The following is a 26,298-nucleotide window of genomic DNA, read 5'->3' on the forward strand; positions in this document are numbered from 1 at the left end:
GATTTTCTCCGGTTATTTGACTGCTCCAAGGGCTAGTCCCCTGATGAGATAGCGCTGGAGCCAGATGAAAAGGATAGCGACCGGTAGTGTGGCAAGGAGGGTTGCCGCCATCACATAATGCCATTCGACAGTGTAACGCCCGGCTACCAGCGAGAAGACCTGAATGGGCAGCGTGTAGCTCTCCTGCCTGCGCAGCATTGTCAGCGCCACGACAAATTCGTTCCACGCATTGATGAAGGTGAAGATAGCGGTCACGGCGATGGCAGGCAGGCAAAGGGGCAGGAACACTTTTATCAGTGTCTTGCCGCGTCCGGCTCCTTCCATCCACGAGGCCTCTTCCAGATCGCGCGGTATGGTGTCGAAATAGCTTTGCAGCATCCATACGGTGAAGGCGATGTTGAAAGCCATATAGACCGCACCGACCGCAGAGACGCTTTCGATCAGCCCATAGGCAGCGAGCAGCCGGAAAAGGCCCAGCACCAGAACGATGGGCGAAATCATCTGCGAAATGAGCAGGAATTGCCGGAATGCACCGTGGCCTGCAAAGCGGAAACGCGACATGGCATAGGCCGCAGGAATGGAGACAATGATCGCGCCGACGGAAGCAATGACCGAAACGTAAAGCGAGTTCAGAAGTGCTTGCCCGAATTTGGTCTGAACCCACATTTCCGAAAAATTCTGCCAGCGGAAGGTACTTGGCCACCACGTTGGAGAGAGAACTTCCTGTGGCGGTTTGACGGCGGTGAAAAACATCACCGCAAAGGGAAACAGTGTCAGCACGATAAGTGGTGACAGAACGGCCCAGGCAATGATTGTGCGTTTCAGCTTTGAGCCGGTCATGAGCGTTCTCCCCGCATTGCAAGGCGGATATAGATCGCCGTGAAGACGAGGAGTATTGCCAGCATGATAAGCGATACGGCGGAGGCTTCTCCCAGCTTTCCGAGGCGGAAAGCGAGCTTGTAGAGATGCGTCACCAGAATATCGGTGGAGTTTGCCGGTCCGCCCTGCGTCATGACCCAGATGATCGGGAAAGAATTGAAGACATAAATTGTATTGAGCACGATGGCGATATTCACGAAGGGCTTGAGCAGCGGAAAGGTGATTTCGCGAAACTGCTGCCACAGGCTGGCACCTTCCAGCGACGATGCTTCGTAGAGATCCTCCGGGATGGATGACAGTCCGCCGAGAAAGATCGTGGTCGTGAAAGGCACCGTGACCAGAATACCGACCAGTATCTGCATGGGAAAGGCGGTAGCTGCGCTCGCCAGCCATTGAATATTGCTGTCGATGATACCGAGATTGCGCAGTGCGGAATTGAGCATTCCGCTTTCGCCGTTGAGCGCCCAGCGCCAGACAATGGCTGTCATGGTGAGCGAAACCGCCCAGGGCAGCATGACGATGACGCGCGCTACCGAACGGCCATAGAAATCCATGTTGAGAATGATGGCGACTGGAATGGAGACGATCAGTGCGCCGCCGACCACGGCGACGGTCCAGCCTGCGGTGCGCCAGAGTGCGTTGAGAAAGTCAGGTGTTGCGAAAAGCGCAGTGAAATTTGCGCCGTCATTGAAATCGCGAAGCTGCCCGAAGCGGTTCACGTCATGGCTGGCAATTTCAACGAGATGCACCACGGGCCAGAAGATCACCACCGCAGCCAGAAGCAGGCTCGGCAGGATCAGGAGATAGGGCAGGGTGCGGCTTTGCATCGGCAATCAATATCCCGGAAAAGAAAAGAGCCCGGCGGCGCGAGGGCACCGCCAGGCAGGCGGGGAGTGTTACTTCTTCAGGATCGCGTCCGCCTTGGCAGCAGCTTCCTTCAGCACGGCATCAGGTTCCCCCTTGCCGAGATAGATGCTCTGCATGGCATTGGACGTGATGTCGGCAATTTCTTCCCAGCCCGGAATGATCGGCGCGAAGCGAGCGTCCGGCAGTAGCGCAGTGAAGGCGGCAAGATCGGCATTATTGACGTAATAATCCATCTTCGCCTCTTCCTTGTTGACCGGAAGGAAGCCTTCGCCCTGAGTGAACTTGGCACGCCATTCGGTCTGGAACAGGAAGTCGAGCACCTTCCAAGCTTCCTCCTTGTTTTTGGAATTCTGGAACATGATGACGGAATCGGTCACGCCATAGGTGCCGCGCGCGCCTGTTGGCCCGGCAGGAATGGCTGCGACACCATATTTGAGGTCCGGCGCTTCTTCCTTGATCTGGTTGGAAAGGAAAGGCGCGGTAATCATCATGCCGACCTTGCCCTGCTTGAACAGATTCTGAACGTCTTCGCGGGCATAGGAGGTGACGCCGGGCTGGGTCAGGCCATCGTCGATCAGCGACTTGTAAAGTTTCGCGGCTTCGAGCGCGCCGGGTGTGCTGAGGCCGGAGGTGCCGTCCTTGTTCAGGATTTCCGTGCCATAGGACCACATGCCGTAATAGTAATAAACGTCGGTCTCGATTTCCTTGCCCTGCAGGCCGAAACCGTAATTCTCTCCGCCGAGCGCCTTGATCTTGGTGGCGGCGGCTCTCAGTTCGTCCCAGGTTGCGGGCGGATTTTCGACGCCTGCCTTGGCCAGCAGATCCTTGTTGTAATACATGGCGCGGGCAGATGCTGCGATCGGCAGGCCGTAGGTCTTGCCTTCAAGAACGGACGGCGACAGGAAAGTCTCGATGAAGCGGCCCTTGAATGCGTCATCCATATAGCCGTCGAGGGGTTCAGCGATACCTTGCTGTACGAAATCGATTAGCCAGCGCGTGCCGATGATCGAAAGGTCCGCATTGGTGCCTGCCGAAATATCAGTTGTCAGTTTCTGCAGAAGCACATCCCACGGAACCACTTCGAAATTGAGTGTAATGCCGGGATTGGCAGTCTCAAACGCCTTCTTGACCTCCTCAAAATAAGGACCGGTCTTGGAGCTGTACTCCGCCACGGTCATACGTACTTCGCCGGCATTTGCGACCGACGACAGCGCCAGAATGCTCAATCCGGCCAGCAGGCCAGCCTTCCATTTGTTGATAGACATCTTCCCGTTCCCTTGTTTTGCCCCGCATTGGTGCGATGATGATCTATTTTTGTTATTTTCTTACATTATCGGCTTGATCGGTACTTTCAAGTGAAAAGTTTTGTTGCAAACTTACATTTTGACTTTTACGCTGGTGGGAATAAACAGGTGCAGAAAGCTGCCGCATAAAAGGGGAATAGCGTGGAGCAAGCAGGCGAATTTGCGGGAAAGTCGGTGCTGGTTACCGGGGCCGGTGGCGGTGTTGGAAGCGCGCTGGTCAAGCTGTTCTCTGAACGCGGCGCCCGCGTGATCGGTTGCGATACCACACTGGAGGCAATGACCGGCGATGATTTTCATGCGCGTCATGCCTTTGATCTGCTTGACCGTGAGGGACTGGAGCTGGCCGCAGAGCGGATCATAGCGGAATCGGGCCTGCCCGATATTGTCATCAACAATGCGGGCTGGACCCGTGCCGAGACCTTCGATGGGCTGGGGCAGGGCAATATCGACGCTGAGATCGACCTCAACCTGACTGCGGTTGCCGGATTTTCCAATGTCATGGCACAGGCCATGGCGGCGCGCGGACACGGCGTTTTTGTCTTCATTTCCTCGGTCAACGGTCTCCTGCATTTCGGAAACCCGGCTTATGCGGCTGCCAAAGCCGGAATCAATGCTTTTGCGCGCGGTATTGCGGTTGAGTTCGGAAGGAAGGGCGTGCGCGCCAATGTCGTCTGTCCGGGGTCGATAAGAACGCCTGCATGGGATCATCGTATCGCGCAGGATGTAAGCGTGCTGGACCGCCTGCAGCGCTTTTATCCGTTGGGGCGTATCGTTGACACGCGTGAAGTGGCGGAAACGGTCGCATTTTTGGCGTCGGATCGTGCTTCGGGCATTACCGGCGCGATCCTTCCGGTCGATGCCGGTCTGACTGCGGGCTGCCGTCCTTTCATCGAAGATATTCTCGGAGGCAACTGAGCGATGAAAGAGGTTTCGCTGCGCGGTATCACCAAAACCTTCGGACAATTGACCGTTCTCGACCGTGTCGATCTCGATATTCAAAGCGGGGAATTCCTTGTGCTGGTCGGTCCTTCCGGTTGCGGAAAATCCACGCTTTTACGGATGGTGGCCGGGCTTGAGCCCATTTCCGGCGGCGACCTTCTGATTGGTGGGGAACGCGCTAATGAGCTACCACCGCAAAAGCGCAATATCGCGATGGTGTTTCAATCCTATGCGCTGTTTCCGCATATGACGGCGCGTGAAAATATCGGTTTTGGCCCACGCATTCGCGGCGAGAAGTCGGAAGAAACAGCCGCGAAGGTCGACAGGGCGGCGTCCATCCTCAATCTCCATTCCTATCTTGATCGCTATCCGCGTCAGCTTTCGGGCGGGCAGCGCCAGCGCGTCGCCATGGGGCGTGCCATTGTTCGCGAACCATCGGTGTTTCTGTTCGACGAACCGCTTTCCAATCTCGATGCGCAGTTGCGTGTGCAGATGCGCACGGAGATCAAGGCCCTGCATCAGCGGCTGAAATCGACGGTGATCTATGTCACCCACGATCAGATCGAGGCCATGACCATGGCCGACCGGATCGTGGTTATGAACCAGGGCAAGATTCAACAGATCGGCGCACCGTTGGACATTTATGACCGCCCCGCCAACAAGTTTGTTGCAAGCTTTATCGGTTCACCGTCGATGAGCTTCATTCCCGGAACTGTGTCGGGAGGAATATTCCGCACAGGTGAAGGCGAAGAGATCGCCGTTTCAGCGGGGCCGTCAAATGCCCGGCAGGCGGAAGCGGGCATTCGGCCAGAAAACTTCACGGTCACGCAGGCTGGCAAGGGGCTGACGCTCACTGTGGAGGTGATCGAGCCGACAGGTCCCGAAACGCATATCTATGGCCGCATTGCGGGACAGCCCATACGAGCTGTGTTTCGCGAGCGCATTCACCTTGCGCCGGGCGAGCAAGTGCCTGTAACTGCAAAGAGCGAACATATACATCTTTTCGACAAGGATAGCGGTCTCCCGCTTTGAACTTCCCATGAGCAAGGTTGCCGACATCATCACGCGGCTGCATGTCGTGGCGCAGGACGGATCGAAATCCGACCGGCGGCTGGCGGCACTTGTGCTGGCCGATCCTGATTACGCCTCCAAGGCGGCAATCTCGGAAATCGCCGCCAGAGCCGGTGTCAGTGAACCCACTGTGACCCGCTTTTGTCGAGCACTCGGCTGTGATGGGATTCGTGATTTCAAGTTTTTTCTGGCGCAGGCGCTGGCCATTGGCGGCCAGTATCTGACAGCGGAAATTCCCGCTCGTGACGTTCGTGAGAGTCGTATAGCCACGGCTGTAACCGATGCGGCGGTTGCCGCTATCCAGCGTGCAAGCGACGGGCTCGATATGGGCGTATTGATGAAAGTGGCCGAACGACTTGCCGCCGGTGGTCCTGTTCTAAGCCTTGGGTCCGGCGGTATCTCGTCCATGCTGGCAACAGAGATGCAGAACCGTTTGTTCCGGCTGGGTATTCCGGTCAGCGCGCAAGTGGATGGGCAGTTGCAGCGCATGTATGCCGCCGTCACTACGCATGAAACGACGGTGATCGCTTTCTCAGTCTCCGGCTTCGCGCGTTCGGTGGTGGAGGCCGTGCTTGTCGCGCGGCAATATGGAGCGCAGACGGTAGCGATCACACCTGCCGGATCCGATCTCGCCAGGGCGACGGACGTACTCATTCCTTATCAGGCCAATGAAGATGGCAATATCTACAAGCCAACATCGTCGCGCTTTGCGCTGCTCGCCATTCTCGACATGATCGCCACGGCTACGGCGGAAGCGCGAGGGCCGAAGGTGTTGGAAAGCCTGCGTCGCATCAAGCATAGCCTCAATACGCTCACCATAGATGATCCGCGCTTGCCGCTGGGAGACTGATACATGACCAGACCGAAAACCGTGCACGAGGTGGATACACCCGCGATCCTCATCGACATTGATCGCGTGAAAGCGAACATCGCCAAGGCCCAAGCCCATGCGGATTCCGTGGGCGTGAAACTGCGCCCGCATATCAAGACGCATAAATTGCCATTCTTTGCCAAAATGCAGGTGGAAGCGGGCGCGACCGGGATTACTTGCCAGAAACTTGGTGAGGCGGAAGTCATGGCCGATGCGGGGCTGACGGACATTTTCCTGCCCTATAATATTCTGGGTCAGGAAAAGCTTGATCGCCTTCACGCCCTGCATCAACGCATCACGCTGTCGGTGACGGTTGATAATTCAACCTCCCTTGCAGGGCTTGCAGCGCGTTTCACCGATGAAAAACATCCGTTGAAAGTGCTTGTCGAATGCGACACCGGTATGGGGCGCTGTGGCGTGCAGACGCCAGCCGAAGCGTTGGAACTTGCACGGATTATCGATCAAAGTGCAGGGCTGCGTTTCGGCGGACTGATGACCTATCCCGCAGCGGGAAAACCGGACGAGGCTGAACAATGGCTTTGTTCGGCACGCGAACTGCTGGAAGCAAACGGTTTTCCGTGCGAGACGATTTCGAGCGGCGGTACGCCCGATATGTGGCGCAAACCCACTGACAGTGTTGTCACCGAGTATCGCCCTGGTACCTATATCTATTTCGACCGTTATCAGGTCGCCAAGGGAGCGGCGACAGTGGATGATTGCGCCTTGACGGTGCTTTCAACGGTCGTCAGTCACCCAACATCTGAGCGCGCAATCATTGATGCCGGTTCCAAGGCGCTATCCAGCGATACGTTGGGACTAAGCGATTATGGTGAGATAATGGGGCGTCCCGACGCCCGTCTGATCGGCTTGAGTGAGGAGCACGGCAAACTGACCGGCGACGTCGCCGACATGAAAGTTGGTGAGCGGGTCCGCGTTATTCCCGACCATGTCTGCGTCGTTTCCAATCTCTTCGACGAGGTTCATCTTGTTTCGGGCAAGGATGTCGTTGACATACTGCCGGTCGCCGCACGTGGAAAATTAGGATAATCAGGAGGATAGCATGAAAGGCGCGGTCAATCCGTTTGCTGGCGACAAGGATCGCGAACAGATTTGGGAAATGCTCGTGCGGCGCGATATCGAAGCTTTCGTGTCGCAAGACTGGTCCTTGGTGGCCGATGATTTCGACGAGTTGCGCTTCCTTGGCATTCATGCACACAATGATCGCGATCCCGACAAATGGGACGCGGGATTTCCGACGCTCATAAGTTATCGCGATGAATGGCTGCGGCAGGCGGCGGAAAGTGCGGCGGTTGAGTATGCCGAATCCTTGGCAGACGGTATCTTCCGTGCGACGAATCTGAGCGTGATCGATATTACCGGCGATGTCGCTTTTGCGCGGAAAAAATTCGATGGAACGATCGCAAAGAAGGACGGAACCGTCGATCGCCTCAACTGGCAGACGCTTTATTTTTGCCGTCGTGAAGGCGCGCGCTGGAAGATCACAGGCTTTGTCGGCTATATGGCTTACCGCTGAAAATCGAGACCTTTGAAACCTGTATATCACGGCGCGAATTGCTCAATTCGCGCCGTTTTTATGTATAGACTAGATAGTTTCAGCTTGCAGTATAATCACACTATTTTTCTGTAATTATAGTCGCTTTTATCATGAATTGTACTAATTCGGATGATGTCGCACCTGATAGCATATTTGTCGCAGGCCGTTCCGATAATTGACTGGAACGAGACTACTATTGCTTTCAGGCTGGTCGATTGTCTCCTGCTTTGAGCCGTGTCGATCAGCCCCCAAAACCCGCCGCGCAACCCTTCAAAAAAATCATTCAAGGGGACGGTTGCTGGACGGATCATTCAGATGAATTCACGGCTGTGGGTGGACATGTCGGGAAATGACCTATATAGAATCAGGAAATCTATCGATAATCATTCCATGCGGACCGTTCGCGGAACGCAGATCGCGTGTGAGCGATTTGCGTTGGAATGAAGTTCTATCATTGTAAAAAGGAGATTTAAGTCCGCCAGCACAGCGGGGTTAAACTTAATGCATGGTATTTTATACAAGGAAGAAAGTATGAAGTCGCCGGCTAAGACAAAAATAAGCTTGAAGAGCGTTTTTAAAGTCTTCGGCGATGACCCGCAGCGCGCAATGCAGGAACTGCGCGCAGGTAAGTCAAAAACCCAGATTCACAGCGAACTCGGCGCGACAATCGGCGTCGACAATGCCACCTTCGACATCTACGAAGGCGAAGTATTCGTTATTATGGGGCTCTCGGGCTCGGGCAAGTCTACGCTTCTGCGTCTGCTCAATCGCCTGATCGAACCGACTGCCGGTTCCATCGAAGTGGATGGTCGCGACATCGTCAAGATGAGCACGCGTGAGCTGATCGATCTTCGTCGCCGCGACATGAGCATGGTGTTCCAGTCTTTCGCCCTCCTGCCCAATCGTTCGGTCCTGAACAATGCCTCGTTCGGTCTTGAAGTGGCTGGAATGGGCGAAACTGAGCGCCATCAGAAAGCGCTGAATGCACTCGCTGCCGTCGGGCTTGAGCCTTATGCCCACAGCATGCCGGATCAGCTTTCCGGCGGCATGAAACAGCGTGTCGGGCTGGCACGTGCTCTGGCGAGCGAGCCGACCATTCTCCTGATGGACGAGGCTTTTTCCGCGCTCGATCCGCTGATCCGCACCGAAATGCAGGATGAACTCAAGCGGCTTCAGGCAGAACACACCCGAACGATCATTTTCGTCAGTCACGATCTGGACGAAGCCATGCGGATCGGCGACCGTATCTGCATCATGCAGCACGGCAAGGTCGTGCAGGTGGGAACGCCAAATGAAATCGTGTCCGCACCGGCCAACGATTATGTTCGTTCCTTCTTCCGCAATGTCGATGTGTCACGCGTTTTCAAGGCTGCCGATGTGGCTCGTGAGGATGAGCTGATCGTCTTCGAGCCCGAACAGCTTGCAACAGCGCTCGAACGTTTCGACGCGAGCGGCAAGACGTTTGGCGTATTGATCGATGCCGACCGCACTTATCGCGGAATGGTCAGCCGCGACGCGTTGGCAAAGGGTGCTGTAGCGCAAGATGGCGAGAGGCTGGATAGTGTTCCTGCTATCGAAGCCGAGGCGCCCCTTTCCGGATTGCTGACGCAGGTGGCGGAAAGCCCCTGGCCGGTTCCGGTTACTGACCGCCAGAACCGTTATGTCGGTGCCATCAGCAAATCGGCATTGCTCGAAACGCTTGGACGCGCGGGTTGAGACCAGCGCGCCAACGGACTTTTGCCCGATAAAGGCAGAATTGGTCCAATCCAGAAGAAATACGGAAATGGACGGTAAAACATGGATTTGAATTTTAGTGTCGGCGGATGGGCGGATGTTGTGGTCAATTACATTCTCGACCACTTTACGCCCGCGCTCGATATGATCGCAGCCGCCATCGGTTTTGTTACCGACGGCATCCAGAATGCTCTTCTTGTTGTTCCGCCGATAGGCGGGGTTGCAATTCTCACATTGCTCGCGCTGTGGCGTGTAGGGTGGAAATTCGCGATATTCGCGGCTCTTGCATTGGGACTCATCATCCACATGGAGTTGTGGACCGGTACGATGGAAAGCCTTTCTCTGGTGCTGGCATCTACGGTTATCGCTGTCGTGATCGGTATTCCGCTCGGCATCGCCATGGCGCGGAATGATACGGTCGCTTCGATCGTGCGTCCGGTGCTCGATCTCATGCAGACGATGCCCGCTTTTGTCTATCTCATTCCGGCAGCGATGTTTTTCGGCCTTGGCGCCGTGCCCGGAACGATTGCGACGGTGATCTTCGCCATGCCGCCGGTCGTGCGTCTGACCAATCTCGGTATCCGGCAGGTGCATGCGGAATTCGTCGAAGCCGGACTGGCCTTCGGCTGCACGTCGCGGCAGCTCCTGTTCAAGGTGCAGCTTCCGAACGCCATGCCCTCGATCATGGCCGGTATCAACCAGACAATCATGTTGTCGCTTTCGATGGTGGTTATCGCATCGATGATCGGCGCGGGCGGCCTCGGCAATACGGTTTTGACCGGCATTCAGCGCCTCAATGTGGGGCTTGGCTTCGAAGGTGGCCTTGCAGTGGTCATTCTGGCGGTCATTCTCGACCGCATTACCCAGAGCTTCGGCAAGGGCGGAGCGGGATTTTTCAAGAGGCTCGCATCTTTAAGAAAGGCGGCGGACAACCAGTCCGCCTCGTCCTTTCGCAAGCAGGAAGCATGAAGCAGACAAAAATAACTAAGAATAACCCAATAATAACCCAATAATAACAACGGGAACTGATACCAATCGAAAAGGAGAAACTATGTTAGGCAAACTAACCAAATTCGGTCTGGCGGCAGTTGTGGCGGGAACGATGAGCATGGGCGCAGCATTTGCGCAGGACGGCAAGCCGGTGAAAATCGGCTGGGCACCCTGGTCGGATGCTGAATTCGTCACCAAACTTGCCAAGAAGCTGATCGAAGACAATCTCGGCCAGAAGGTCGAGCTGGTTCAGACGGACGTGGCCCCACTCTACCAGGGCGTGAGCCGTGGCGACATCGATGCCATGATGATGGCCTGGCTGCCGGAAACGCATGCCGACTACTATGCGCGCGTGAAGGACAAGGTCGAAGATCTCGGCCCGCTCTATGAAGGCGCAAAGCTCGGCTGGATCGTTCCAGCTTACATCCCGGAAAGCGAGATCAGCTCTATTGAAGACCTGAAGAAGCCGGAAGTTCGCGAGAAGCTGAAGGGCGAAATTCAGGGCATCGACCCGGGTGCAGGCCTTACTCGCCTGTCACAGGAAGCGATCAAGAAATACGGGCTGGATTACAAGCTCAATATTTCGAGTGAAGCGGCTATGCTGACGACGGTCGACCGTGCTACGCGTTCTGACGGCTGGTTCGTGGCAACGTCGTGGAGCCCACACTGGATGTTCGGCAAGTACAAGCTGCGTTACATCGCCGATCCTGAAGGTGCTCTTGGCGGTGCAGAACATATCGACGCCATCGCACGCAAGGGCTTCAAGGAAGACAATCCGAAGGTCGCATCGCTGCTGACCAAGATGAGCATTCCGATCAGCGAGCTTGAAGCTGCGATGTTCGATGCGCAGGAGACGTCCTACGAGAAGGCCGTGGATAAATATATCGCGGACCATCCGGACCGCATCAAGGAATGGCTGGCCGAATAACTGGTTCCAGAAAAAATAAGCCCCGGTTATCCGGGGCTTTTTCATGTTCTAGCCTCTTCGAGCGATCAGAATACCTGATATCACGATGATGCCGCCCAGAGCCTGCAACATGCCGATAGGTTCCGATAAAATGGTCCAGGCAAGAAATGCCGCGACGACGGGTTGCAGAAGCAAGGTGAGCGACGAAAACGACGCTGGAAGATAGGCAAGGGCATAGGCAATCATGCTCTGACCTGCCGCGTGGGTTACCCATGCAAGACCTGCAAGAACAAGCCAGCCATAAAGCGTGGCAGGCAGGATCTGACCTTCCGTCACATAAGCGACAGGCAGCGAAAAGACAGCCGCAATTGCGCTGCTCCAAAGCATGATGCGCATAGTGGAAAAGCGGCTGCGCAAGCGTCCGACCGAAAGAATGTAACCGGCATAGAAGACTGCGGCCAAAAGGGCCATCGCATCGCCGGAGGATCGGGATTGGAGAAGCTCACCCGGTCCGCCCTTTAGAACAACAACGCCGATGACTGCGACGGCAAGCCCGACCATGAAGGAAGAGTTCACGCGCGACTTGAAAAGCAGCCATGCGCCGAGTGTAACGAAAATTGGTGCCATATTGGCAAGCAGCGTTGCATTGGCAACCGATGTCATGTGCAGCGACAAGTGCCAGGCACCCAGATCGAAAGCGATGAACAGGCCGGGCAGGGCGAGGCGCAGGCAGTCTGACAAAGTGAGTGGCGCTGCATCCTTCTCGTCGCGCCGCTCGCGGCCATCCATGAGCACCAGCGGTAAAACTGCCAGTGCAAGACGCCAGAAGCCTGTTGCCAGCGGACCTACCTCGGAAAGTCGGACGAAGATCGGCGAACTGCCGATAGCGATGCCGCCAACGATCAGGGCGGTCATCGCCAGACGTTGCGCATTGGTGGGGGCGGGGCTTGCGGCGGTGGTATGCGACATTTCCAAACTCAAAGTTACGCCGACATCGTTCTGCTACTCGCGCAATGCAGGCAGCTAAAGAGCGACAGTCGACTTTGGACTGAACTGGTCATGGAGAAAGTCGAGCACAATTCTTCCACTATCCACGTTCTGAATAATGTCTTTCATGTCGCAAAAGACTGGAAAAGGAGAAAATGTTGCCCGCGACATTGATATGACGCGGGCTTGCTTATTCCTCTTTGTGGAAGGCGTCCAGCATTGGGTTATGGCAGAAACCGAAAAATTCATCACGTTTCTGTTCAATACAACGCAAATTCCACGAAAAAAGCGCCCCGAAGGGCGCTTTTCCAATTATCAGCGAGAATAGGGCGAGTAGCATTGTTTGCGTGGCCCATTATAGGGCTGGAAGGTATTGTCCGAGGAGCGATAGGACCGATAACGGTTATAACACCACTGCACATGCGCGTTTGACATCCGCGGCGCGCGATAAACGGGGCGAGGCTGACTTATCGCGCCGCCAATGATCGCACCTGCGCCAAACGCCGCCAGTGGATACCACCACCCGTCGTTATGGCGACGATAGCCATGGCGATAATGACGATAGCCACGATGACCGTTCCAATGTCCTGGCCGGTTGGGTCTATGTCCATGATAGTGACGCGGCGGGCGGCGATGGTCACGCACCTGTTCGACGTTCTGATTGATGACAGGGCGTTCCAGATTCATAGGGGCAGCCATCGTCGGTGCGATGGAGGTTGCTCCAAAAATTACGGCGAACGCCCCGACACAGGTTTGTTTGAAGATATTCACGTGCAACCCTCCGTCTTAGATGATCAAAGTAAACGCTTGAAATATCGATTGGTTCCCATTTCTCTCCGGGCAAATATATGCTGGCAACTCAAGGTTTGCAGCTATGTGAAAATGCGTACAAAATGAAAGGGAGCAGGCTCCTCCCCAAGAACCCGCTCCCCAATGCATCGCCCCCCGCCATAGGTGGTGCGATGCTTACCTCTTATGGCCTTTGCCAAGCCTGAATTTAGCGTTTCAGACCTTACCTTCGAGTGCGGCATTTAGCAACTTCAACGCGCGTTCTTTTGTCAACTCAATTGGGTTGCCGCCAGCCGTCGGATCAACGATGGCCATCTCGGCAATCAGGTCCTTCCGGGTGTCGTTCATTTGGAGGCCTTTGATGAATTCAGGGAGTGTGTTGGGGACCCCCAGATCGCTGCGTAATTTCATGATGGCGGCCAAAAACCCATCAAAACCGCCCTTGATGCCGAGATAATCGGCAAGCCGTTCTATACGCTTTTCGACGGCGGATCGGTTCTGAAGCAGGACATAGGGCATGAAAACCGCATTCGTCATGCCATGATGGGTATCATAGAGGGCACCGATGGGATGCGACAGCGAATGAATCGCGCCAAGCCCTTTTTGGAAGGCTGTTGCACCCATCGCGGCCGCCGCCATCATGTTTGCCCGCGCTTCAATATTCTTGCCATCGGCATAGGCGGTGGGAAGGTTTTCAAAAACCAGACGGATACCTTCCACCGCGATGCCATCAGCCATCGGATGAAATCCCGGAGCGCAATAGGCTTCAAGGCAGTGCGCCAGCGCATCCATGCCTGTACCTGCGGTGATGAAAGGCGGCATTCCGGTGGAAAGCTCGGGATCGGCAATGACTGTGACCGGTAGCATCTTTGGGTGGAAAATGACCTTCTTGGTATGGGTCGCTTCGTTGGTTAAAACGCCCGCACGCCCCACTTCCGATCCGGTGCCAGCAGTGGTCGGTACGGCAATGATTGGCGCAATGGCATTGCTGTCGGCGCGGGTCCACCAGTCGCCGATGTCTTCGAAATCCCAAACCGGTCGTGTCTGCCCTGCCTGAAAGGCAATCAACTTGCCGAGGTCCAGCGCCGAACCGCCGCCGAAGGCGATCACGCCATCATGCTTACCGTTCTTGAAAACCTCAACGCCCGCATAGAGATTGCTTTCGACCGGGTTCGGTTTGACCTCGGAGAAAACACCGTATTCTACACCGGCTTCATCAAGAATAGCGAGCGTGGATGCCACAACAGGAAGCTTTGCCAGGCCGGGATCGGTCACAAAAAGCGGGTTCTGAATGCCAGCGCCTTTAAGGACGGCAGGCAATTCCTTGATACGGCCTGGGCCAAAAAGCACAGTGGTGGGGAAATTCCATTTGGCAGTCAAAGTGGTCATGTCGATTGCTTTCCAGAAACTCAAGTCAGATCAGATTTTCTCGCGCAGATGGAAGGATTTCGGTCGCGTGAGATTGCCGTAGCCGATGGGCGACAGGGCTGCGCCCTTGCCGGTGTCTTTCACCCCGGTCCAGACAAGGGCGGGATCAAGATAGTCGCAGCGGTTCATGAAAACCGTGCCCGTCTCGATGCGGTCGCCGAGTGCGGCGGCGTGGTCCGCGTCGGAGGCCCATAGCGATGCGGTGAGGCCATAGATGCTATCGTTCATGAGCGCGAGGGCTTCCTCGTCATTGCGTACTTTCATGATGCCGACGATGGGGCCGAAGCTCTCTTCGCGCATGACGCTCATCTGGTGATCGACATTGGTGAGGACTTCAGGCGCAACATAGGGGGAGCCCGCGCGGTCGTTCTCGACGCTCATATTGACATGAGCCTTCGCACCCTTGCGCAAAGCTTCAGCCTTCTGCTCGCGGATAAGATCGGCAAAACGCGCTTGCGCCATTGGTCCAAGCGTCGTTGAACTATCAAGCGGGTTGCCGACCACATATTGCTTAGTCAAGTCGATAAAACCATCAACGAAGCGATCATAGACAACTTCATGAACATAGATGCGTTCTATCCCGCAGCAGCACTGGCCGGAATTGAAGAATGCACCGTCAACCAGATTGGCGACGGCGTGTTCCAGATTGACATCGGGCAACACATAGGCCGGGTCCTTGCCACCAAGCTCTAGCCCCAACGTCATGAAGGTGCCTGCGGCAGCCTTCTCGATGGCGCGCCCGCCACCGACCGAGCCGGTGAAATTCACGTGGTCGATTGTCCCGGATGCCAGCAGCTTTTCCGTTGATGCGTGATCAAGAACGATGTTCTGGAAGACGCCCCTTGGCAGCCCGGCCTTCTCGAAGGCCTTTGCAAAACGCTCACCGGCCAGAAGCGTCTGTGTTGCGTGTTTGAGGATCACGGTGTTTCCGGCCATCAATGCCGGAATGATCGTGTTCACCGCCGTGAGATAAGGATAGTTCCATGGCGCAATCACCAGAACAACGCCGAGCGGAACGTGTTTGACATACCGGCGAAAGCCGTCCTTTTGTGCCGGTACATAAGGCTTCAGCGCTTCTTCGGCGATGTCGATCATATACTGGCCGCGTTCTTGAACGCCGCCATTTTCGCCACCATAGCGCGTTGGTCGTCCCATCTGCCACGCAATTTCCGGGATAATCTCATCCTGCATCGCAGCGAGAGCGTCGAGCGCGGCGCGGCAATAGCGGGCGCGTTCAGCGATGCTTGATTGAGCCCAACCTGTTTGCGCGTTGCGTGCGGCAGTCACCACCGAGGCGATTGCAGCCTCGTTCAAAAAGGGACGCTCGGCATAAACCGAGCCGTCTATCGGAGAGATGATCTTGGCCGTGCCGCTCATCTGTAATTTCCTCTGAAACCTGCTACTTCGTCATTCATTTCGGGATCGGTCACACGGGTCAATAGCGCTCGAAACCGCGATGTAGTTCCCAGTCGGTCACCCGCCGGTCGTACTCGATCTGCTCCCAATGGGCGGTATGGACATAATGATTGACTACAGCGTCTCCGAATGCCTCCTTGAGAAATGCAGAGTTCTTAAGTGCCTGTGCAGCCTCGCGCAGCGTGTAGGGAATTTCCTTGAGCTTGACCGCACTATAAGCATCGCCGACGAAGGGGTCTTCAAGTTCCAGTTGCTCGTCTATCCCTTTCAGGCCTGCTGCGATAAGCGCGGCAAAGGCCAGATATGGATTGAGGTCGGCACCGCCGATACGGCATTCAATGCGAATGCCTTTCGTGCCTTCGCCGCACAGGCGGAAGCCCGCAGTGCGGTTATCCGGACTCCACATGATTTTCGTCGGCGCAAAGGTACCTGCCTGAAAACGCTTGTAGGAATTGATGTAAGGTGCAAGGAAATAGGTGTAATCGGTGGCATATTTGAGCTGCCCCGCCACCCACGAACGCATCAGCGGCGTCATGGTATAAGGCGCTTTCGGATCGAAGAAGAGCGATTCCTTGCCGTCGGCACTCCAGATGGAATTGTGCACGTGACTTGAACTTCCAGCCTTGCCGTAATCGTATTTCGCCATGAAGGTGATGCACTTTCCATGTGCCTCGGCGATTTCCTTCATTGCGTTCTTCATGATGACATGGCGATCCGCCATTTCGAGAGCTTCGGCATAGCGCACATTCAGCTCTTCCTGTCCCGGACCCCATTCGCCCTTGGAGTTTTCTACCGGAATGTCTGCTGCCGCGAGCTGGTTGCGCATCGCGCGCAGGACTGGCTCTTCCTTGGTGGTCAGATGAATGACGTAATCCTGCACGTAAGGCGAGGCGGTTTCCATATCCTGCCAATGCTTGGTGCGAGCCGTCTTGTAGGTTTCGTCGAAAAGATAGAATTCAAGCTCGGATGCGAAGTAAGCGCGATAGCCGCGCTCATGCAGGCGTGCCAGTTGTTTCTTAAGAATAGCGCGCGGAGAGTGCGCTAGATCCTCGTGGTCGTGGTGATCGAGTATGTCACAGAGCACAATGGCCGTCTTTTCCAGCCAGGCGGCGACACGCAAGGTTGAAAGGTCCGGCTTGATGACAAAATCACCGTACCCCTTGTCCCAGCCAGCGGCCTCGTAGCCAGGCACCGGCTCCATATCGATATCGTCGGCGAGAAGATAATTGCAGCCGTGGGTCTCGTCATAACCAGATTCCACGAAAAATTGTCCATAGAAGCGCTTGCCGATCAAGCGTCCCTGCATGTCTACGAAACATGCGAGAACGGTATCGATTTCGTCATTTGCAACGGCTTTTTTCAATGCATCGAATGTCAGTTGTCCGGCCATTTAATTTGCTGTGCTCCCACGGAATGAAGTGAGAGGCGCCGCGCGAATGCACGGCGCCTTTGTTCGTCAGGCGTAGCGGTAAGGGGCGCCCGCACCTCGCATGGTTTCCTGATATTTTTTCAGGATTGCGACGACTTTTGCGTTGCGCTCGCTCTTCTGTGCGATGTCGTCCCAGAACTCCTGTGCAGCATCCTCGATCTGCTTCCATTCCGATTCCGGAATGGTGGTCAGTTCCAGTTTCCCACCGGTGGTGCGATAGTGAGCTTCGCCCCACCAGTACCAGTGCTGACGATAGTAATGCGATGAATCCATCGCCAGCTTGAACAGGGTCTTCAGGTGATCCGGCACGGCTTCCCATTTCTCGGTATTCGCGAAATAGGAGCCGGCCCATGCACCGTTGATGTTGTTGGTCAGATAGTACTTGTTGATGTCTGCCCAGCCGACCGTATAGGCCTCGGTCGCGCCACACCACGCGACGCCGTCGAGCTCGCCAGTCTGGATTGCGACTTCGATATCTTCCCATGGCAGCGTAACTGGCACGACGCCGAATTTGGTCAGGAAGCGCCCGCCGGTTGGGAAGGTGAAGACCCGAAGCCCCTGCAGGTCAGCGACGCTGCGGATCGGTTTGGTGGTCACGAAATTGCAGGGATCCCAGGAACCGGCGCTGAGCCAGGTAACACCGGGAATTTCCTTGTAGGCCTCTTCCCAGATTTCATTGAGTCCATACCAGTTGAACAGTGCTGGCACGTCAAGGCTGTAGCGTGATGCAAAGGGGAAATAAGCCCCAAACACAGCCACATCGACTGGCGATGCCATGGAGTCATCGTCGCTTTGCGCGGCGTCGATTGTGCCGGACTGAACGGCACGGAAAAGCTCGCCCTGCGGCACAAGCTGGTCGGCAGTATAAAGTTCGATCACCATGTCGCCGTTGGCCGCTTTGTTGAAAGCATCAATCGACGGCTTGATGACATGCTCGGCAAGGGCCGGGCCCGCATAGGTCTGGAGACGCCACTTGATCGGGCTTTGTGCCCTGACATAAGGCGTTGCAAGCGTGCTTGCACCCAGCGCACCAACGGTCGTTAACCCGGCTTTCTTGAGAAAATCGCGTTTGTTAAGCTTACTATTCTCACTCATGCCCATTCTCCCACTCTTGTTTGAGTTCACCCTTTATTTGTCCGGCCTGGCCCTTCGGGCTCTTGTTACCGACTTATGCGTATTCTCCTGTAATTATCGTCATCGTCCGGTGTACCAGTTTGGCAACCACATCGCGATCTGCGGGAAGATCATCAGGATGATAATGGTCAGCACCATGAGGAAGAAGAAAGGCACGATTGAACGATAGATGTCTATCAGTGTGACTTCTTTTGGTGCCAGCGCTCGCATCATGAACAGATTGTACCCGAAGGGCGGCGTGATATATGCGATCTGGCAGGTGATCGTGTAGAGTACACCAAACCAGATGGCGTTGAAGCCGAGGCTCTTTACCAGCGGTATGTAGAGCGGCGCTACGATGACCAGCATCGCCGTGTCATCAAGGAACATGCCCAATATGATGAACGAAAACAGCATCAGCACCAAAATTGTCCATGGCGACAGATCGAAAGTATGGAGCAATATGCTTTCGATGGCTTTTACCGCTCCAAGACCGTCATAGACCGACGAGAAGCAAAGCGCGGCCAGAATGATCCAGAGGAACATGCAGGTGACGGTAAGGCTGTTCCGTGTCGTGGTTTCCCAGACAGTCTTGTTGAGGCGTCCGGTGAAAAGCGCGGCAAGTGTCGCGAGTAGCGCGCCGACGGCGGAGCTTTCCACAAGGCTGGTAACGCCTGTGAGGAACAGTCCCATCATTGCGCCAAACACGACGAGCGGCAGAATTCCTGCGCGCAGAGTGACAAAACGATCGTGCCACGTGATTTTGTCCAGTTCTTCCTGCGGCAATGTCGGCCCGAGCTCGGGCTGGAAACGGCAACGTATATAGATGTAGATCGCAAAGAGCGCGGCCATGAGAAGGCCGGGGCCTATACCTGCAAGCCACAACTGTAAAACCGGCTGCCGGGCAATCATCGCATAGAGAACAAGCACCACGCTTGGCGGAATAAGGATGCCAAGCGAGCTGCCAGCCTGGATGACGCCCGTTACCATAACCTTGTTGTAGCCACGTTTCAGCAATTCGGGGAGTGCCACGGTGGCGCCGATTGCCATGCCCGCAACGCTCAGGCCGTTCATGCAGGAGATGATGACCATCAGGCCGATCGTTCCAAGCGCCAGACCGCCGCGAATGCCGCCGAACCACACGTGGAACATGCGATAGAGATTGCTGGCAATGCCGGACTCCGAGAGCATGTAGCCCATGAAGACGAAGAACGGCACCGTGATAAGCGGATACCAGTTCAACACCGCAAAGGTGGCGTTATACGGCATCTCAAATGAGCCCTTGCCCCAAAGCAGGAGCGCGGCGAGTGACCCGACGAAACCGATCACGCCGAATACGCGCTGCCCGGTCATGAGCAGTACCATCATGGTTGCAAACATGAAGAGCGTAATGAATTCCGAACTCATATGTGATGCCCTTCCTCAATGGCAGGACCCGCAATGGTGCTGATCGGCTTTCCACGCAGGGATGCCCAGTCCTTGAAGAAATTGGAGACGCATTGCAGCAGCAGAAGAAGAATGCCGACCGTCATGATGAGCTTGATCGGCCAAAGAAGTGGCGCCCAGGCGGTATAGTTCTTCTGGCTGTAAACGATTGCGTAATTGGTCGATGAAATGCCGCCCGCGACCATCACTCCAAGATAGAAGATAATGAACAGGATGGTGATCATGTCGGTAATCATTTTCCTGCGCGGGGAAAGGCGGTCGAAGAACAGGTCCATTCGTACGTGCGCGCCCTGCTGCATGGCATAAGCGCCGCCGAGCAGATAATAGGCGGAGAGCAGAAACTGGGACATTTCCAAGACCCAGTTGACCGGCACGCCGAGGACTACGCGCGAAAAAGTCGAATACAGAAGGCATGCGCCGAGCACGAAGAAAAGATACATCGCGAAGCGCCCGACATAGTAATTCAATGCATCAATGTATTTGACGAACAGTCTGATCGGTTTCGGCATTTCCGGCTCCTTCAGGCTTTCTGTTCCGTGTTGGGAAGACCGATTGCTTCCGCAATGTCCTTCAATATCGTTGCAAGCTTTTCGGCCCAGGCAGTTTGTGCCGGACCATCGGCAATCTCATCGTTGCGGAGTTCGATCATCACGCAGGGGGCGTTGCGAGGGCGTGCGTGTCGTTCGAGCGTGTAGTAGACGCGGTCGGCTGGCGAATAGGGTTCGTTGACGCCGACATTGAGGCTTACGTTTTCCCGCAGCGCGGCGATCAGTGGCCTCGCGATCCGGTCGTCCTCGTCATGTATGATTCCGATCTGCCAGGGTCGAGCGGCACCGCGATAGACTGGCGTAAAGGAATGGATCGTTACGATCCAGGATGGCAATCCGCGTCGTGTACGCTCTGCAATCACGTGTTCGACAGCAGTGTGGAATGGGCGGTGAGAAAGATCGATACGCGCCAGACGTTCGATGGAGTTGAGCGCGTGATTTCCGGGCACCACGGTCGTCTCGCTGATTTCCGGAATGAGGTCGTGGGCGTCGAGCGGGCGATTACAATCGATCAACAGTCGCGAAAGATGGCTTTCGACAAGAGGCGCATCGAGAGACGTAGCGAGATGTCTTGCGACTTCGATTGCACCGGGGTCCCAGGCGATATGTGCCTTCAGGGCATCAGCGTTCAAGCCGAGTCCCTGGAAAGTCTCGGGGATGAAATTGGATGCGTGTTCGCAGACAAAGAGATAGGGGCTTTCCCCATCCTTGTTGAAGACAGAAACAGACTCACACGAAGCCGTGCGATGTTCTCGCTCGTCCGTCATTCTATTCGTTCCCCGCGCTGTAACTTATGTTACGTTTTTTCCAATTATGCGCTATTGCGGATTATTTGATACGTCCTATGATTATTTGTCAAACACAATTTCGCCCAAATTCAAAAAGGGCCTGCTGAAACAGGAAGTGCTGTGCCGGTGCATGCAAGCGTTGCGGAACTGATCAATGAGCGGATCGATACGATGCCGGCGGGTGAGCGAAGTGCAGCGCAGACGCTGATCGCCAATTATCCGATGCTGGGCTTGAAAACCGTTGCGGAATTTTCCGGTTTGGCCGGTGTCAGTTCTCCGACGATCTTGCGCTTTGTCAACAGGCTTGGGTTTCAGAGCTATCCTGATTTTCAGGCGCGCTTGCAGGATGAGCTCGCAGCCCAGTTGCAGTCACCACACCATCGCAACGAGCAGCCGGGAACCGGACCAGACACTGCCTATCCGGCGGTGGAACATACGTTGGAGAATATCCGTGAGAGTTTCCGACATCTCGGCGAAAGGCAGTTGCGACAGGCTGTTTCGGCTTTGAGCGGCGCCAAGGGAAATGTCTACCTGATCGGTGGGCGTTTCACCGATCCCATTGCGCAATATATGGCGGCGCATATGACGGTCATTCGTCCGCATGTCTTTCATTTGGGCGGTCAGGAAAGTGTCTGGCGTGACCGCCTTCTCGATATGAGCAAGCGCGATGTGCTGGTGGTGTTCGATATTCGCCGCTATCAGGACAGCCTTCTGAAACTGGCTGAAAAGGCGCGGGCGCGTGGCGTGGAGGTTATCCTTGTTACCGACCAGTGGCTTTCACCAATCGCACGTGTGGCGAGGCATGTTTTGGCAGGACGTACCGCTGTGCCGTCAGCCTGGGATTCGTCGGCAGCGCTTTTTGTTCTGGCGGAAACGGTCATTCGCGAAATGACAAGAATGTTGGAAAAAGACAGCGCCGCGCGCATTGCGGAGCTTGAGGGGCTACGCTAACCGGAACGATGCCTTTTCGGGGCGCACTTTATTCCAGCCCACAGGCACGCAGAAATAGCGTCGAAACCTCTTTCTCGATCCGTTCAAGGTCGAGCGGCTCGTCCTTGTCGAGCTTCATCATGCTGCGGACCTGTGCTTCAAAGTCCGCATAATGCTGGGTAACCGCCCATATATGCATCTGGAATAACAACGGATCGACAGGCTTGATGCGACCGTCGTCCACCCAAGACTGGATGAGACGGACTGCATTCTGGGTTGCAGACTGATGTTTGGTCCAGTGGCGTCCGAGATAGGGCGCACCATTGGCGATTTCGGTGGTGAAAAGGCGCGAAGCCTTGGGGTTCTTCTGGCTGTATTCGAGCTTGGCACGGATATATTGGCGGATAACCTTGGCAGGGTCGTCCTCCGTATTGGCTCCGAGGAAAATGTCTTCCCATTCGTCGAGGATATAGACGATGATATCCTCGTAAAGCTCTTCCTTGCTCGAAATATAATAATGCAGTTGCGGCTTGGTGAGGCCAGCGCGGTGCGCAATGCCCTGCGTGGATGCCCCCACAAGGCCTTTTTCGGCAAATTCGTCAATCGCGGCAGCTCGTATTGCGCCGAGAATGCGCCGCCTGCGTCCGAGAACCTTGTCCCGTCCGGTCAGTTCGGTGTCGTCATTCTCGTCGCCGTTGCTCATCTGTACCTGCCGCGATTGAGGAGGGGTTATTGGCCCAGCTTCTTCTTGATGTCGAGCCCCACGCCCTTGTTTACGAAGGCATCGGTCGCGACCTTGGTCATGTCGAGTTCGTCACCGCTGACGATCCCGGCCTTGCGGGCGAGTTCGTAAAACGCCTTGACGCGATCCATCGAGATTGCGCCAATTCCCTTTTCAAGCGTATCGCCGCTGTCGATGAGCTGAAGGTTCTTGATCCGCTCCAGTTCCGCATCGAGCGTTTCCTTGCTCATGTCCGGGTTATCTTTCAGGATCAATTCGTAGGCTTTGCTGCGGTTACCGTAGAGGAAATTGGTCCAGCCTTCGATGGAAGCACTGACGAAGCGCTGTACCAGATCGGGGTTCTTTTCGATCAGATCCTGGCGGGTTTCGATCGTGTTGCCGTAAGTGCTGTAGCCATAATCGGCGAGAAGATAGGTCGTGACCTTTGCACCTTCCTTTTCGGCATAGATTGGTTCGGCGGTCGCATAGGCTTGCTGCACGGCCTTCTTGTCGTTGAGGAACTGGGCGAGGCTATAGCCATAAGGGCGCAGTTGTTCGTCCTTGAAACCAAAGTCCTTGACGAGCCAAGGCCAGAACGAGAACTGACCGTCCTTCGAAATCAGGATTGTGTCGGCATTGGTCAGATCTTTGAAATCCTTGTACGCGCCCTCGTGCGCCATCAGTGCCTGCGGGTCCTTCTGGTAGAAAGCGGCAACAACCGTTGTCGGCACGCCGTTAGCGACGTTATTGAACGACAGAAGCAGATTTCCGGTCAGCAGGAAGTCGAGGCGGCCAGCGGCCAGCATCGGGCGATTGTTGACCTGTGGTCCGCCCATTTCAATTTGCACATCGAGGCCGTATTTCTCGTAGGTGCCGTCGGCAACAGCTTGATAGAAACCGCCGTGACCGGCTTGCGCCAGCCAGTTGGTGCCGAGCGTCACCTTGTCGAGCGCATAGGCCATCTGTGCGGAAAGGCCCATGGAAAGCGCAGCCAGAGCCGCAACCAGTGTCTTTTTCATTTTTGGTTCCCCTTGTTTTAATCGGTCAAAGCCATGTCGGCGGTCCAGCCGCGCGTTTTACCCGGATTGAGCAGGCCATATGGGTCGGCTTGCTTCTTGAATTCGATCTGCACGCTATCGATCTCCTTCATCCCGCCATCCTCGATGGTGTAGGCATGCGGATCGTAGATATCGCAGCCGTCAATCTGCTCCAGTTCCTTGATCAGCCGGTACATCTCGTCGCGACCTTCAAAACGCACAAGCGGAAGCGCGAAAATCTGCACTTCGCCTTCAAGGCGCGCCATTTCGTGATGCATATATTGCGTTTCGCCATAGCGCTCGATCTGGCGTGTAACGACATCGACATTGAACGGACGCGGATAAGCGACCTGAAGATAGGTCCAGCCTTCCTCGGCTTTCAGCGCCTGCAAGGTTGTATGGTTCCAGCCGCATTCATAAGCAGGCTGCAGTCCGCTTTTGTGCAATTCATCTAGCGTCATGGCGAAGGAAACCTTGCCGCCAAATTCGGTGGCGAGCGTTTCGAAACGGGCCATTTCTTCCGGTGCGATCATAGCAAAAACCGCATCCTTATCGGATGGGAAAAGATTGCCGAACTTGGTGTAAAAGCGTGCAAAACGGCGATCAACTGTGGTCAACAGATAGCAGTCGAGGCTCTCTTCCAGCGCCTTGAGGCAAAAATTGAGCGTTGCCTCGTAACTATCGAAAAGCGCTGCGGTATGTATCCAGTCTGTCGCCTTGGTGAGACCGATTTCCAGCTCCAGAATGATACCATTGGTACCATAAGCGTGCTGGACCTTATGAATGTCACGGCCTGTCAGCTCGATGATCTTCGGTTCCGGTTCGACGGTCAGAACCTTGACCGAATAGACATTACCATCATCGCGCAACATGCCGTGACGCAGTGAGCCAATGCCGCCGGAGCCACCGGAGAAAAAGCCGCCAATGGTGGCGATCCGTCGGGTCGACGGATACATCAACAGTTCCTGGCCGGTTTCACGTACGGCATCGTCAAGACGTGAAATGCGTGCGCCACCTTCCACGCGCACCTTGCCGGGCTCGATGGAAATGATGCGATCGATCTTGGTCATGTCGAGAATGACGCCGCCTTCAAGCGGAACGCATTGGCCGTAATTGCCGGTACCTCCACCGCGAACAGTGATCGGAATACGCAATTTTGCGGCGGCTGCCGCCACGCGACGCACCTCATCCTGATCTTTCGGGATGACGACGAGGTCGCCGACATAATGGCCGATATCTTCGGTCAGGATCGGGCTGTACCAGAAATAATCGCGGGACCGCAGCTCGACCTGCTTTGGGTCGTCATAGATGCGGATGCCTTCGATTTCGGCGCGAAACGCGGCCCAGTCATAGATGCGCTGTGGTGCGGCAGAATTCATGGGGTTCTCCGATTAACTTTTTTACCATCGCGCCAGACGACGCGACGCGCCTGCGGGCGGCTGATGAGATCGTTCAGGTCTATTGCGTCGTGCCAGACAAAACTGGCCACGCCACTTGCCTGTGGTTGCTGCACGCATTTGCTGCCAATAAGGCGGGCGGGCAGGGTGGTGATGCTGTCGAGCCAGTCCTGCGGCTCGATATGGCAAACAGGCGCTGCGAGACGAAGAATGGCGAGCGGGTCATAATCGCCATAAGGGTAGAATGCATCGCGGACATTGTCGGAAGCGAGCATGACATTCATGCCTGCTGCGCGCGCTTCTTTCAGCGGCGCAACGCTGCGAAGGCGTGGGGATTTGCCGCCAAGCCTGTCCTGAAGATAGAGGTTTGTTGTGGGCAGCGAAACGAGCGCGGTGCCTGCATCTGCAGCAGCATGAAGAATGCGCTGCAGTTCGTCCGGCTTGCGCAGTGACAGTGAGCAGGCATGACCGCACAATACCCGGCCCGCCATGCCATGGCGTTTGGTTGCCGATACGATCAGCGAGAACCCGTCCGCTTCGACATCCAGACCTTCATCGACATGGAAGTCGAGGTTGAGATCATGCTGCACGGCGAGGCAGAACATCTCTTCGATCTTGGCTTCAAGATCGGCATTGCGATAGAAAAATGCCCCGAGCACGCCGCCGTCTTTTGCAACGCGGACCGCTATTTGCCTGCCTGCTTCGAGCACAAGATCACCGTGGACAAGCGCTGCAAGCTGAAGGTCGATCCGGCCTTTCCATTCCTCGCGCAATTCATTGAGAACGGGCCAGGCAGTCGGCACTTCCGGCGCTGTCCAGTCGATATGGCTGCGCATTGCGCCGACGCCCTGTTCGAATGCAGCCTCAAGTCCTTTGCTTGCACGGGTGCGGATATCTTCCGCACTCCAGTTCTTCCGGTCCGTGCCCATCAGGTCTATGGCGTCGAACAAGCAATCCACTCTGGCGCTGCCATTTTCTGCAATACGCTGGATCGTGAAGGTCTTGTCGAGATGAACATGGACGTCCGTGAAAAGCGGAGTGACAAGTCCGACATCCGCTGTCTGCGACGGCACAAGCGAGGCGATGCGGTCGCCTTCGATCTTGATGTCGTAGTGTCCGGAAAGTCCGGCTATGGCCACGCCAGTCAGCATC

The 26,298-nt window shown here is 55.6% G+C and carries 26 protein-coding genes; 10 read left to right on the plus strand and 16 right to left on the minus strand.

What is annotated here, in order from left to right; all coding sequences use genetic code 11:
* Positions 1 to 12 precede the first annotated feature (12 nt).
* The 3 genes from FIB18_RS00790 to FIB18_RS00800 all read right to left on the minus strand — a co-directional run bounded on the left by FIB18_RS00790 (position 13) and on the right by FIB18_RS00800 (position 3,011).
* Positions 13 to 840 (minus strand): carbohydrate ABC transporter permease, encoded by an 828-nt coding sequence (locus tag FIB18_RS00790; RefSeq protein WP_140018939.1) that lies wholly within the window; start codon positions 838 to 840, stop codon positions 13 to 15.
* Positions 837 to 1,706, minus strand: coding sequence for a carbohydrate ABC transporter permease (locus tag FIB18_RS00795; RefSeq protein ID WP_140018940.1), 870 nt, complete (start codon positions 1,704 to 1,706; stop codon positions 837 to 839). The genes FIB18_RS00790 and FIB18_RS00795 overlap by 4 nt, the downstream gene beginning before the upstream one ends.
* A 69-nt stretch (positions 1,707 to 1,775) precedes the next feature.
* The gene (locus tag FIB18_RS00800) at positions 1,776 to 3,011 is read right to left on the minus strand and encodes an ABC transporter substrate-binding protein (protein ID WP_140018941.1); all 1,236 of its coding nucleotides are present in this window, start codon (positions 3,009 to 3,011) and stop codon (positions 1,776 to 1,778) included.
* 180 nt (positions 3,012 to 3,191) lie between these two features.
* Here FIB18_RS00800 and FIB18_RS00805 point away from each other — a divergent pair, with 180 nt between their 5' ends.
* From FIB18_RS00805 to FIB18_RS00845, 8 genes are all read left to right on the plus strand, one after another.
* Complete coding sequence (locus tag FIB18_RS00805; RefSeq protein ID WP_140018942.1) at positions 3,192 to 3,965, plus strand: SDR family oxidoreductase; 774 nt, start codon at positions 3,192 to 3,194, stop codon at positions 3,963 to 3,965.
* Between the two features lie 3 nt (positions 3,966 to 3,968).
* Complete coding sequence (locus tag FIB18_RS00810) at positions 3,969 to 5,021, plus strand: ABC transporter ATP-binding protein (RefSeq protein WP_140018943.1); 1,053 nt, start codon at positions 3,969 to 3,971, stop codon at positions 5,019 to 5,021.
* 7 nt (positions 5,022 to 5,028) lie between these two features.
* The gene (locus tag FIB18_RS00815; RefSeq protein ID WP_140018944.1) at positions 5,029 to 5,910 is read left to right on the plus strand and encodes a MurR/RpiR family transcriptional regulator; all 882 of its coding nucleotides are present in this window, start codon (positions 5,029 to 5,031) and stop codon (positions 5,908 to 5,910) included.
* A gap of 3 nt (positions 5,911 to 5,913) precedes the next feature.
* Complete coding sequence (locus tag FIB18_RS00820) at positions 5,914 to 6,978, plus strand: D-TA family PLP-dependent enzyme (RefSeq protein ID WP_140018945.1); 1,065 nt, start codon at positions 5,914 to 5,916, stop codon at positions 6,976 to 6,978.
* A gap of 13 nt (positions 6,979 to 6,991) precedes the next feature.
* The gene (locus FIB18_RS00825; protein WP_140018946.1) at positions 6,992 to 7,465 is read left to right on the plus strand and encodes a hypothetical protein; all 474 of its coding nucleotides are present in this window, start codon (positions 6,992 to 6,994) and stop codon (positions 7,463 to 7,465) included.
* 552 nt (positions 7,466 to 8,017) lie between these two features.
* On the plus strand, positions 8,018 to 9,202 hold the full coding sequence (gene proV / locus FIB18_RS00835) for a glycine betaine/L-proline ABC transporter ATP-binding protein ProV (RefSeq protein ID WP_140018947.1): 1,185 nt from the start codon (positions 8,018 to 8,020) through the stop codon (positions 9,200 to 9,202).
* An 81-nt stretch (positions 9,203 to 9,283) separates the two neighbouring features.
* On the plus strand, positions 9,284 to 10,189 hold the full coding sequence (locus tag FIB18_RS00840) for an ABC transporter permease (RefSeq protein ID WP_140018948.1): 906 nt from the start codon (positions 9,284 to 9,286) through the stop codon (positions 10,187 to 10,189).
* Positions 10,190 to 10,271: 82 nt separating this feature from the next.
* Complete coding sequence (locus tag FIB18_RS00845; RefSeq protein WP_140018949.1) at positions 10,272 to 11,138, plus strand: glycine betaine ABC transporter substrate-binding protein; 867 nt, start codon at positions 10,272 to 10,274, stop codon at positions 11,136 to 11,138.
* 48 nt (positions 11,139 to 11,186) lie between these two features.
* Here the strand turns inward: FIB18_RS00845 and FIB18_RS00850 are convergent, their stop codons facing one another.
* On the minus strand, positions 11,187 to 12,086 hold the full coding sequence (locus FIB18_RS00850) for a DMT family transporter (RefSeq protein ID WP_140018950.1): 900 nt from the start codon (positions 12,084 to 12,086) through the stop codon (positions 11,187 to 11,189).
* Positions 12,087 to 12,231: 145 nt separating this feature from the next.
* On the opposite strand from FIB18_RS00850, the gene FIB18_RS24920 reads away from it, so the two are divergent.
* The gene (locus tag FIB18_RS24920; protein WP_174977369.1) at positions 12,232 to 12,432 is read left to right on the plus strand and encodes a hypothetical protein; all 201 of its coding nucleotides are present in this window, start codon (positions 12,232 to 12,234) and stop codon (positions 12,430 to 12,432) included.
* Here FIB18_RS24920 and FIB18_RS00860 read toward each other — a convergent pair.
* The 8 genes from FIB18_RS00860 to FIB18_RS00895 all read right to left on the minus strand — a co-directional run bounded on the left by FIB18_RS00860 (position 12,420) and on the right by FIB18_RS00895 (position 21,040).
* Positions 12,420 to 12,875 (minus strand): BA14K family protein, encoded by a 456-nt coding sequence (locus FIB18_RS00860; protein WP_140018952.1) that lies wholly within the window; start codon positions 12,873 to 12,875, stop codon positions 12,420 to 12,422. The genes FIB18_RS24920 and FIB18_RS00860 overlap by 13 nt on opposite strands.
* Before the next feature lie 234 nt (positions 12,876 to 13,109).
* Positions 13,110 to 14,282 carry an iron-containing alcohol dehydrogenase gene (locus FIB18_RS00865; RefSeq protein WP_140018953.1) on the minus strand — a complete coding sequence of 391 codons (1,173 nt, stop codon included), beginning with the start codon at positions 14,280 to 14,282 and terminating at the stop codon, positions 13,110 to 13,112.
* 30 nt (positions 14,283 to 14,312) lie between these two features.
* The gene (locus FIB18_RS00870) at positions 14,313 to 15,698 is read right to left on the minus strand and encodes an aldehyde dehydrogenase family protein (RefSeq protein WP_140018954.1); all 1,386 of its coding nucleotides are present in this window, start codon (positions 15,696 to 15,698) and stop codon (positions 14,313 to 14,315) included.
* Positions 15,699 to 15,756: 58 nt separating this feature from the next.
* On the minus strand, positions 15,757 to 17,127 hold the full coding sequence (locus FIB18_RS00875) for a glutamine synthetase family protein (RefSeq protein WP_140018955.1): 1,371 nt from the start codon (positions 17,125 to 17,127) through the stop codon (positions 15,757 to 15,759).
* A 66-nt stretch (positions 17,128 to 17,193) separates the two neighbouring features.
* Positions 17,194 to 18,261, minus strand: a complete 1,068-nt coding sequence (locus tag FIB18_RS00880) for a TRAP transporter substrate-binding protein (RefSeq protein ID WP_061346993.1) — start codon at positions 18,259 to 18,261, stop codon at positions 17,194 to 17,196.
* 99 nt (positions 18,262 to 18,360) lie between these two features.
* Positions 18,361 to 19,686, minus strand: coding sequence for a TRAP transporter large permease (locus FIB18_RS00885; RefSeq protein ID WP_140018956.1), 1,326 nt, complete (start codon positions 19,684 to 19,686; stop codon positions 18,361 to 18,363).
* Positions 19,683 to 20,234: a TRAP transporter small permease subunit gene (locus FIB18_RS00890; RefSeq protein WP_140018957.1), complete on the minus strand. Its 552-nt coding sequence runs from the start codon at positions 20,232 to 20,234 to the stop codon at positions 19,683 to 19,685. Before FIB18_RS00890 ends, FIB18_RS00885 begins: the two co-directional genes overlap by 4 nt.
* A gap of 11 nt (positions 20,235 to 20,245) precedes the next feature.
* Entirely contained in the window at positions 20,246 to 21,040 is a 795-nt protein-coding gene (locus tag FIB18_RS00895; protein ID WP_140018958.1) for an N-formylglutamate amidohydrolase, read from the minus strand.
* A gap of 192 nt (positions 21,041 to 21,232) precedes the next feature.
* Between FIB18_RS00895 and FIB18_RS00900 the strand changes: the two genes are divergently transcribed.
* The gene (locus FIB18_RS00900; protein WP_235894816.1) at positions 21,233 to 22,012 is read left to right on the plus strand and encodes a MurR/RpiR family transcriptional regulator; all 780 of its coding nucleotides are present in this window, start codon (positions 21,233 to 21,235) and stop codon (positions 22,010 to 22,012) included.
* Positions 22,013 to 22,040: 28 nt separating this feature from the next.
* Here FIB18_RS00900 and FIB18_RS00905 read toward each other — a convergent pair whose 3' ends face one another.
* Genes FIB18_RS00905 through FIB18_RS00920 form a run of 4 tightly spaced genes read right to left on the minus strand, consistent with a single transcriptional unit; the run spans position 22,041 to position 26,297 of the window.
* Positions 22,041 to 22,694, minus strand: a complete 654-nt coding sequence (locus FIB18_RS00905; RefSeq protein WP_140018959.1) for a TetR family transcriptional regulator C-terminal domain-containing protein — start codon at positions 22,692 to 22,694, stop codon at positions 22,041 to 22,043.
* A gap of 26 nt (positions 22,695 to 22,720) precedes the next feature.
* Positions 22,721 to 23,731, minus strand: a complete 1,011-nt coding sequence (locus tag FIB18_RS00910; protein WP_140018960.1) for an ABC transporter substrate-binding protein — start codon at positions 23,729 to 23,731, stop codon at positions 22,721 to 22,723.
* A gap of 17 nt (positions 23,732 to 23,748) precedes the next feature.
* On the minus strand, positions 23,749 to 25,128 hold the full coding sequence (locus FIB18_RS00915) for an FAD-binding oxidoreductase (protein ID WP_140018961.1): 1,380 nt from the start codon (positions 25,126 to 25,128) through the stop codon (positions 23,749 to 23,751).
* Positions 25,125 to 26,297: an amidohydrolase family protein gene (locus tag FIB18_RS00920; RefSeq protein WP_140018962.1), complete on the minus strand. Its 1,173-nt coding sequence runs from the start codon at positions 26,295 to 26,297 to the stop codon at positions 25,125 to 25,127. Before FIB18_RS00920 ends, FIB18_RS00915 begins: the two co-directional genes overlap by 4 nt.
* Position 26,298: the final 1 nt, after the last annotated feature.

This window comes from Brucella pecoris (assembly GCF_006376675.1).
Lineage (GTDB): Bacteria > Pseudomonadota > Alphaproteobacteria > Rhizobiales > Rhizobiaceae > Brucella > Brucella pecoris.

Coding starts and splice junctions, on each gene's coding strand:
- FIB18_RS00875 (WP_140018955.1), bottom strand. CDS start 17,127: ATGGCCGGACAACTGACATTCGATGCATTGAAAAAAGCCGTTGCAAAT.
- FIB18_RS00820 (WP_140018945.1), top strand. CDS start 5,914: ATGACCAGACCGAAAACCGTGCACGAGGTGGATACACCCGCGATCCTC.
- FIB18_RS00910 (WP_140018960.1), bottom strand. CDS start 23,731: ATGAAAAAGACACTGGTTGCGGCTCTGGCTGCGCTTTCCATGGGCCTT.
- FIB18_RS00815 (WP_140018944.1), top strand. CDS start 5,029: ATGAGCAAGGTTGCCGACATCATCACGCGGCTGCATGTCGTGGCGCAG.
- FIB18_RS00890 (WP_140018957.1), bottom strand. CDS start 20,234: ATGCCGAAACCGATCAGACTGTTCGTCAAATACATTGATGCATTGAAT.
- FIB18_RS00845 (WP_140018949.1), top strand. CDS start 10,272: ATGTTAGGCAAACTAACCAAATTCGGTCTGGCGGCAGTTGTGGCGGGA.
- FIB18_RS00850 (WP_140018950.1), bottom strand. CDS start 12,086: ATGTCGCATACCACCGCCGCAAGCCCCGCCCCCACCAATGCGCAACGT.
- FIB18_RS00800 (WP_140018941.1), bottom strand. CDS start 3,011: ATGTCTATCAACAAATGGAAGGCTGGCCTGCTGGCCGGATTGAGCATT.
- FIB18_RS00810 (WP_140018943.1), top strand. CDS start 3,969: ATGAAAGAGGTTTCGCTGCGCGGTATCACCAAAACCTTCGGACAATTG.
- FIB18_RS00920 (WP_140018962.1), bottom strand. CDS start 26,297: ATGCTGACTGGCGTGGCCATAGCCGGACTTTCCGGACACTACGACATC.
- FIB18_RS00900 (WP_235894816.1), top strand. CDS start 21,233: ATGCCGGCGGGTGAGCGAAGTGCAGCGCAGACGCTGATCGCCAATTAT.
- FIB18_RS24920 (WP_174977369.1), top strand. CDS start 12,232: ATGTCGCAAAAGACTGGAAAAGGAGAAAATGTTGCCCGCGACATTGAT.
- FIB18_RS00885 (WP_140018956.1), bottom strand. CDS start 19,686: ATGAGTTCGGAATTCATTACGCTCTTCATGTTTGCAACCATGATGGTA.
- FIB18_RS00880 (WP_061346993.1), bottom strand. CDS start 18,261: ATGAGTGAGAATAGTAAGCTTAACAAACGCGATTTTCTCAAGAAAGCC.
- FIB18_RS00905 (WP_140018959.1), bottom strand. CDS start 22,694: ATGAGCAACGGCGACGAGAATGACGACACCGAACTGACCGGACGGGAC.
- FIB18_RS00825 (WP_140018946.1), top strand. CDS start 6,992: ATGAAAGGCGCGGTCAATCCGTTTGCTGGCGACAAGGATCGCGAACAG.
- proV (WP_140018947.1), top strand. CDS start 8,018: ATGAAGTCGCCGGCTAAGACAAAAATAAGCTTGAAGAGCGTTTTTAAA.
- FIB18_RS00870 (WP_140018954.1), bottom strand. CDS start 15,698: ATGAGCGGCACGGCCAAGATCATCTCTCCGATAGACGGCTCGGTTTAT.
- FIB18_RS00840 (WP_140018948.1), top strand. CDS start 9,284: ATGGATTTGAATTTTAGTGTCGGCGGATGGGCGGATGTTGTGGTCAAT.
- FIB18_RS00865 (WP_140018953.1), bottom strand. CDS start 14,282: ATGACCACTTTGACTGCCAAATGGAATTTCCCCACCACTGTGCTTTTT.
- FIB18_RS00795 (WP_140018940.1), bottom strand. CDS start 1,706: ATGCAAAGCCGCACCCTGCCCTATCTCCTGATCCTGCCGAGCCTGCTT.
- FIB18_RS00915 (WP_140018961.1), bottom strand. CDS start 25,128: ATGAATTCTGCCGCACCACAGCGCATCTATGACTGGGCCGCGTTTCGC.
- FIB18_RS00790 (WP_140018939.1), bottom strand. CDS start 840: ATGACCGGCTCAAAGCTGAAACGCACAATCATTGCCTGGGCCGTTCTG.
- FIB18_RS00895 (WP_140018958.1), bottom strand. CDS start 21,040: ATGACGGACGAGCGAGAACATCGCACGGCTTCGTGTGAGTCTGTTTCT.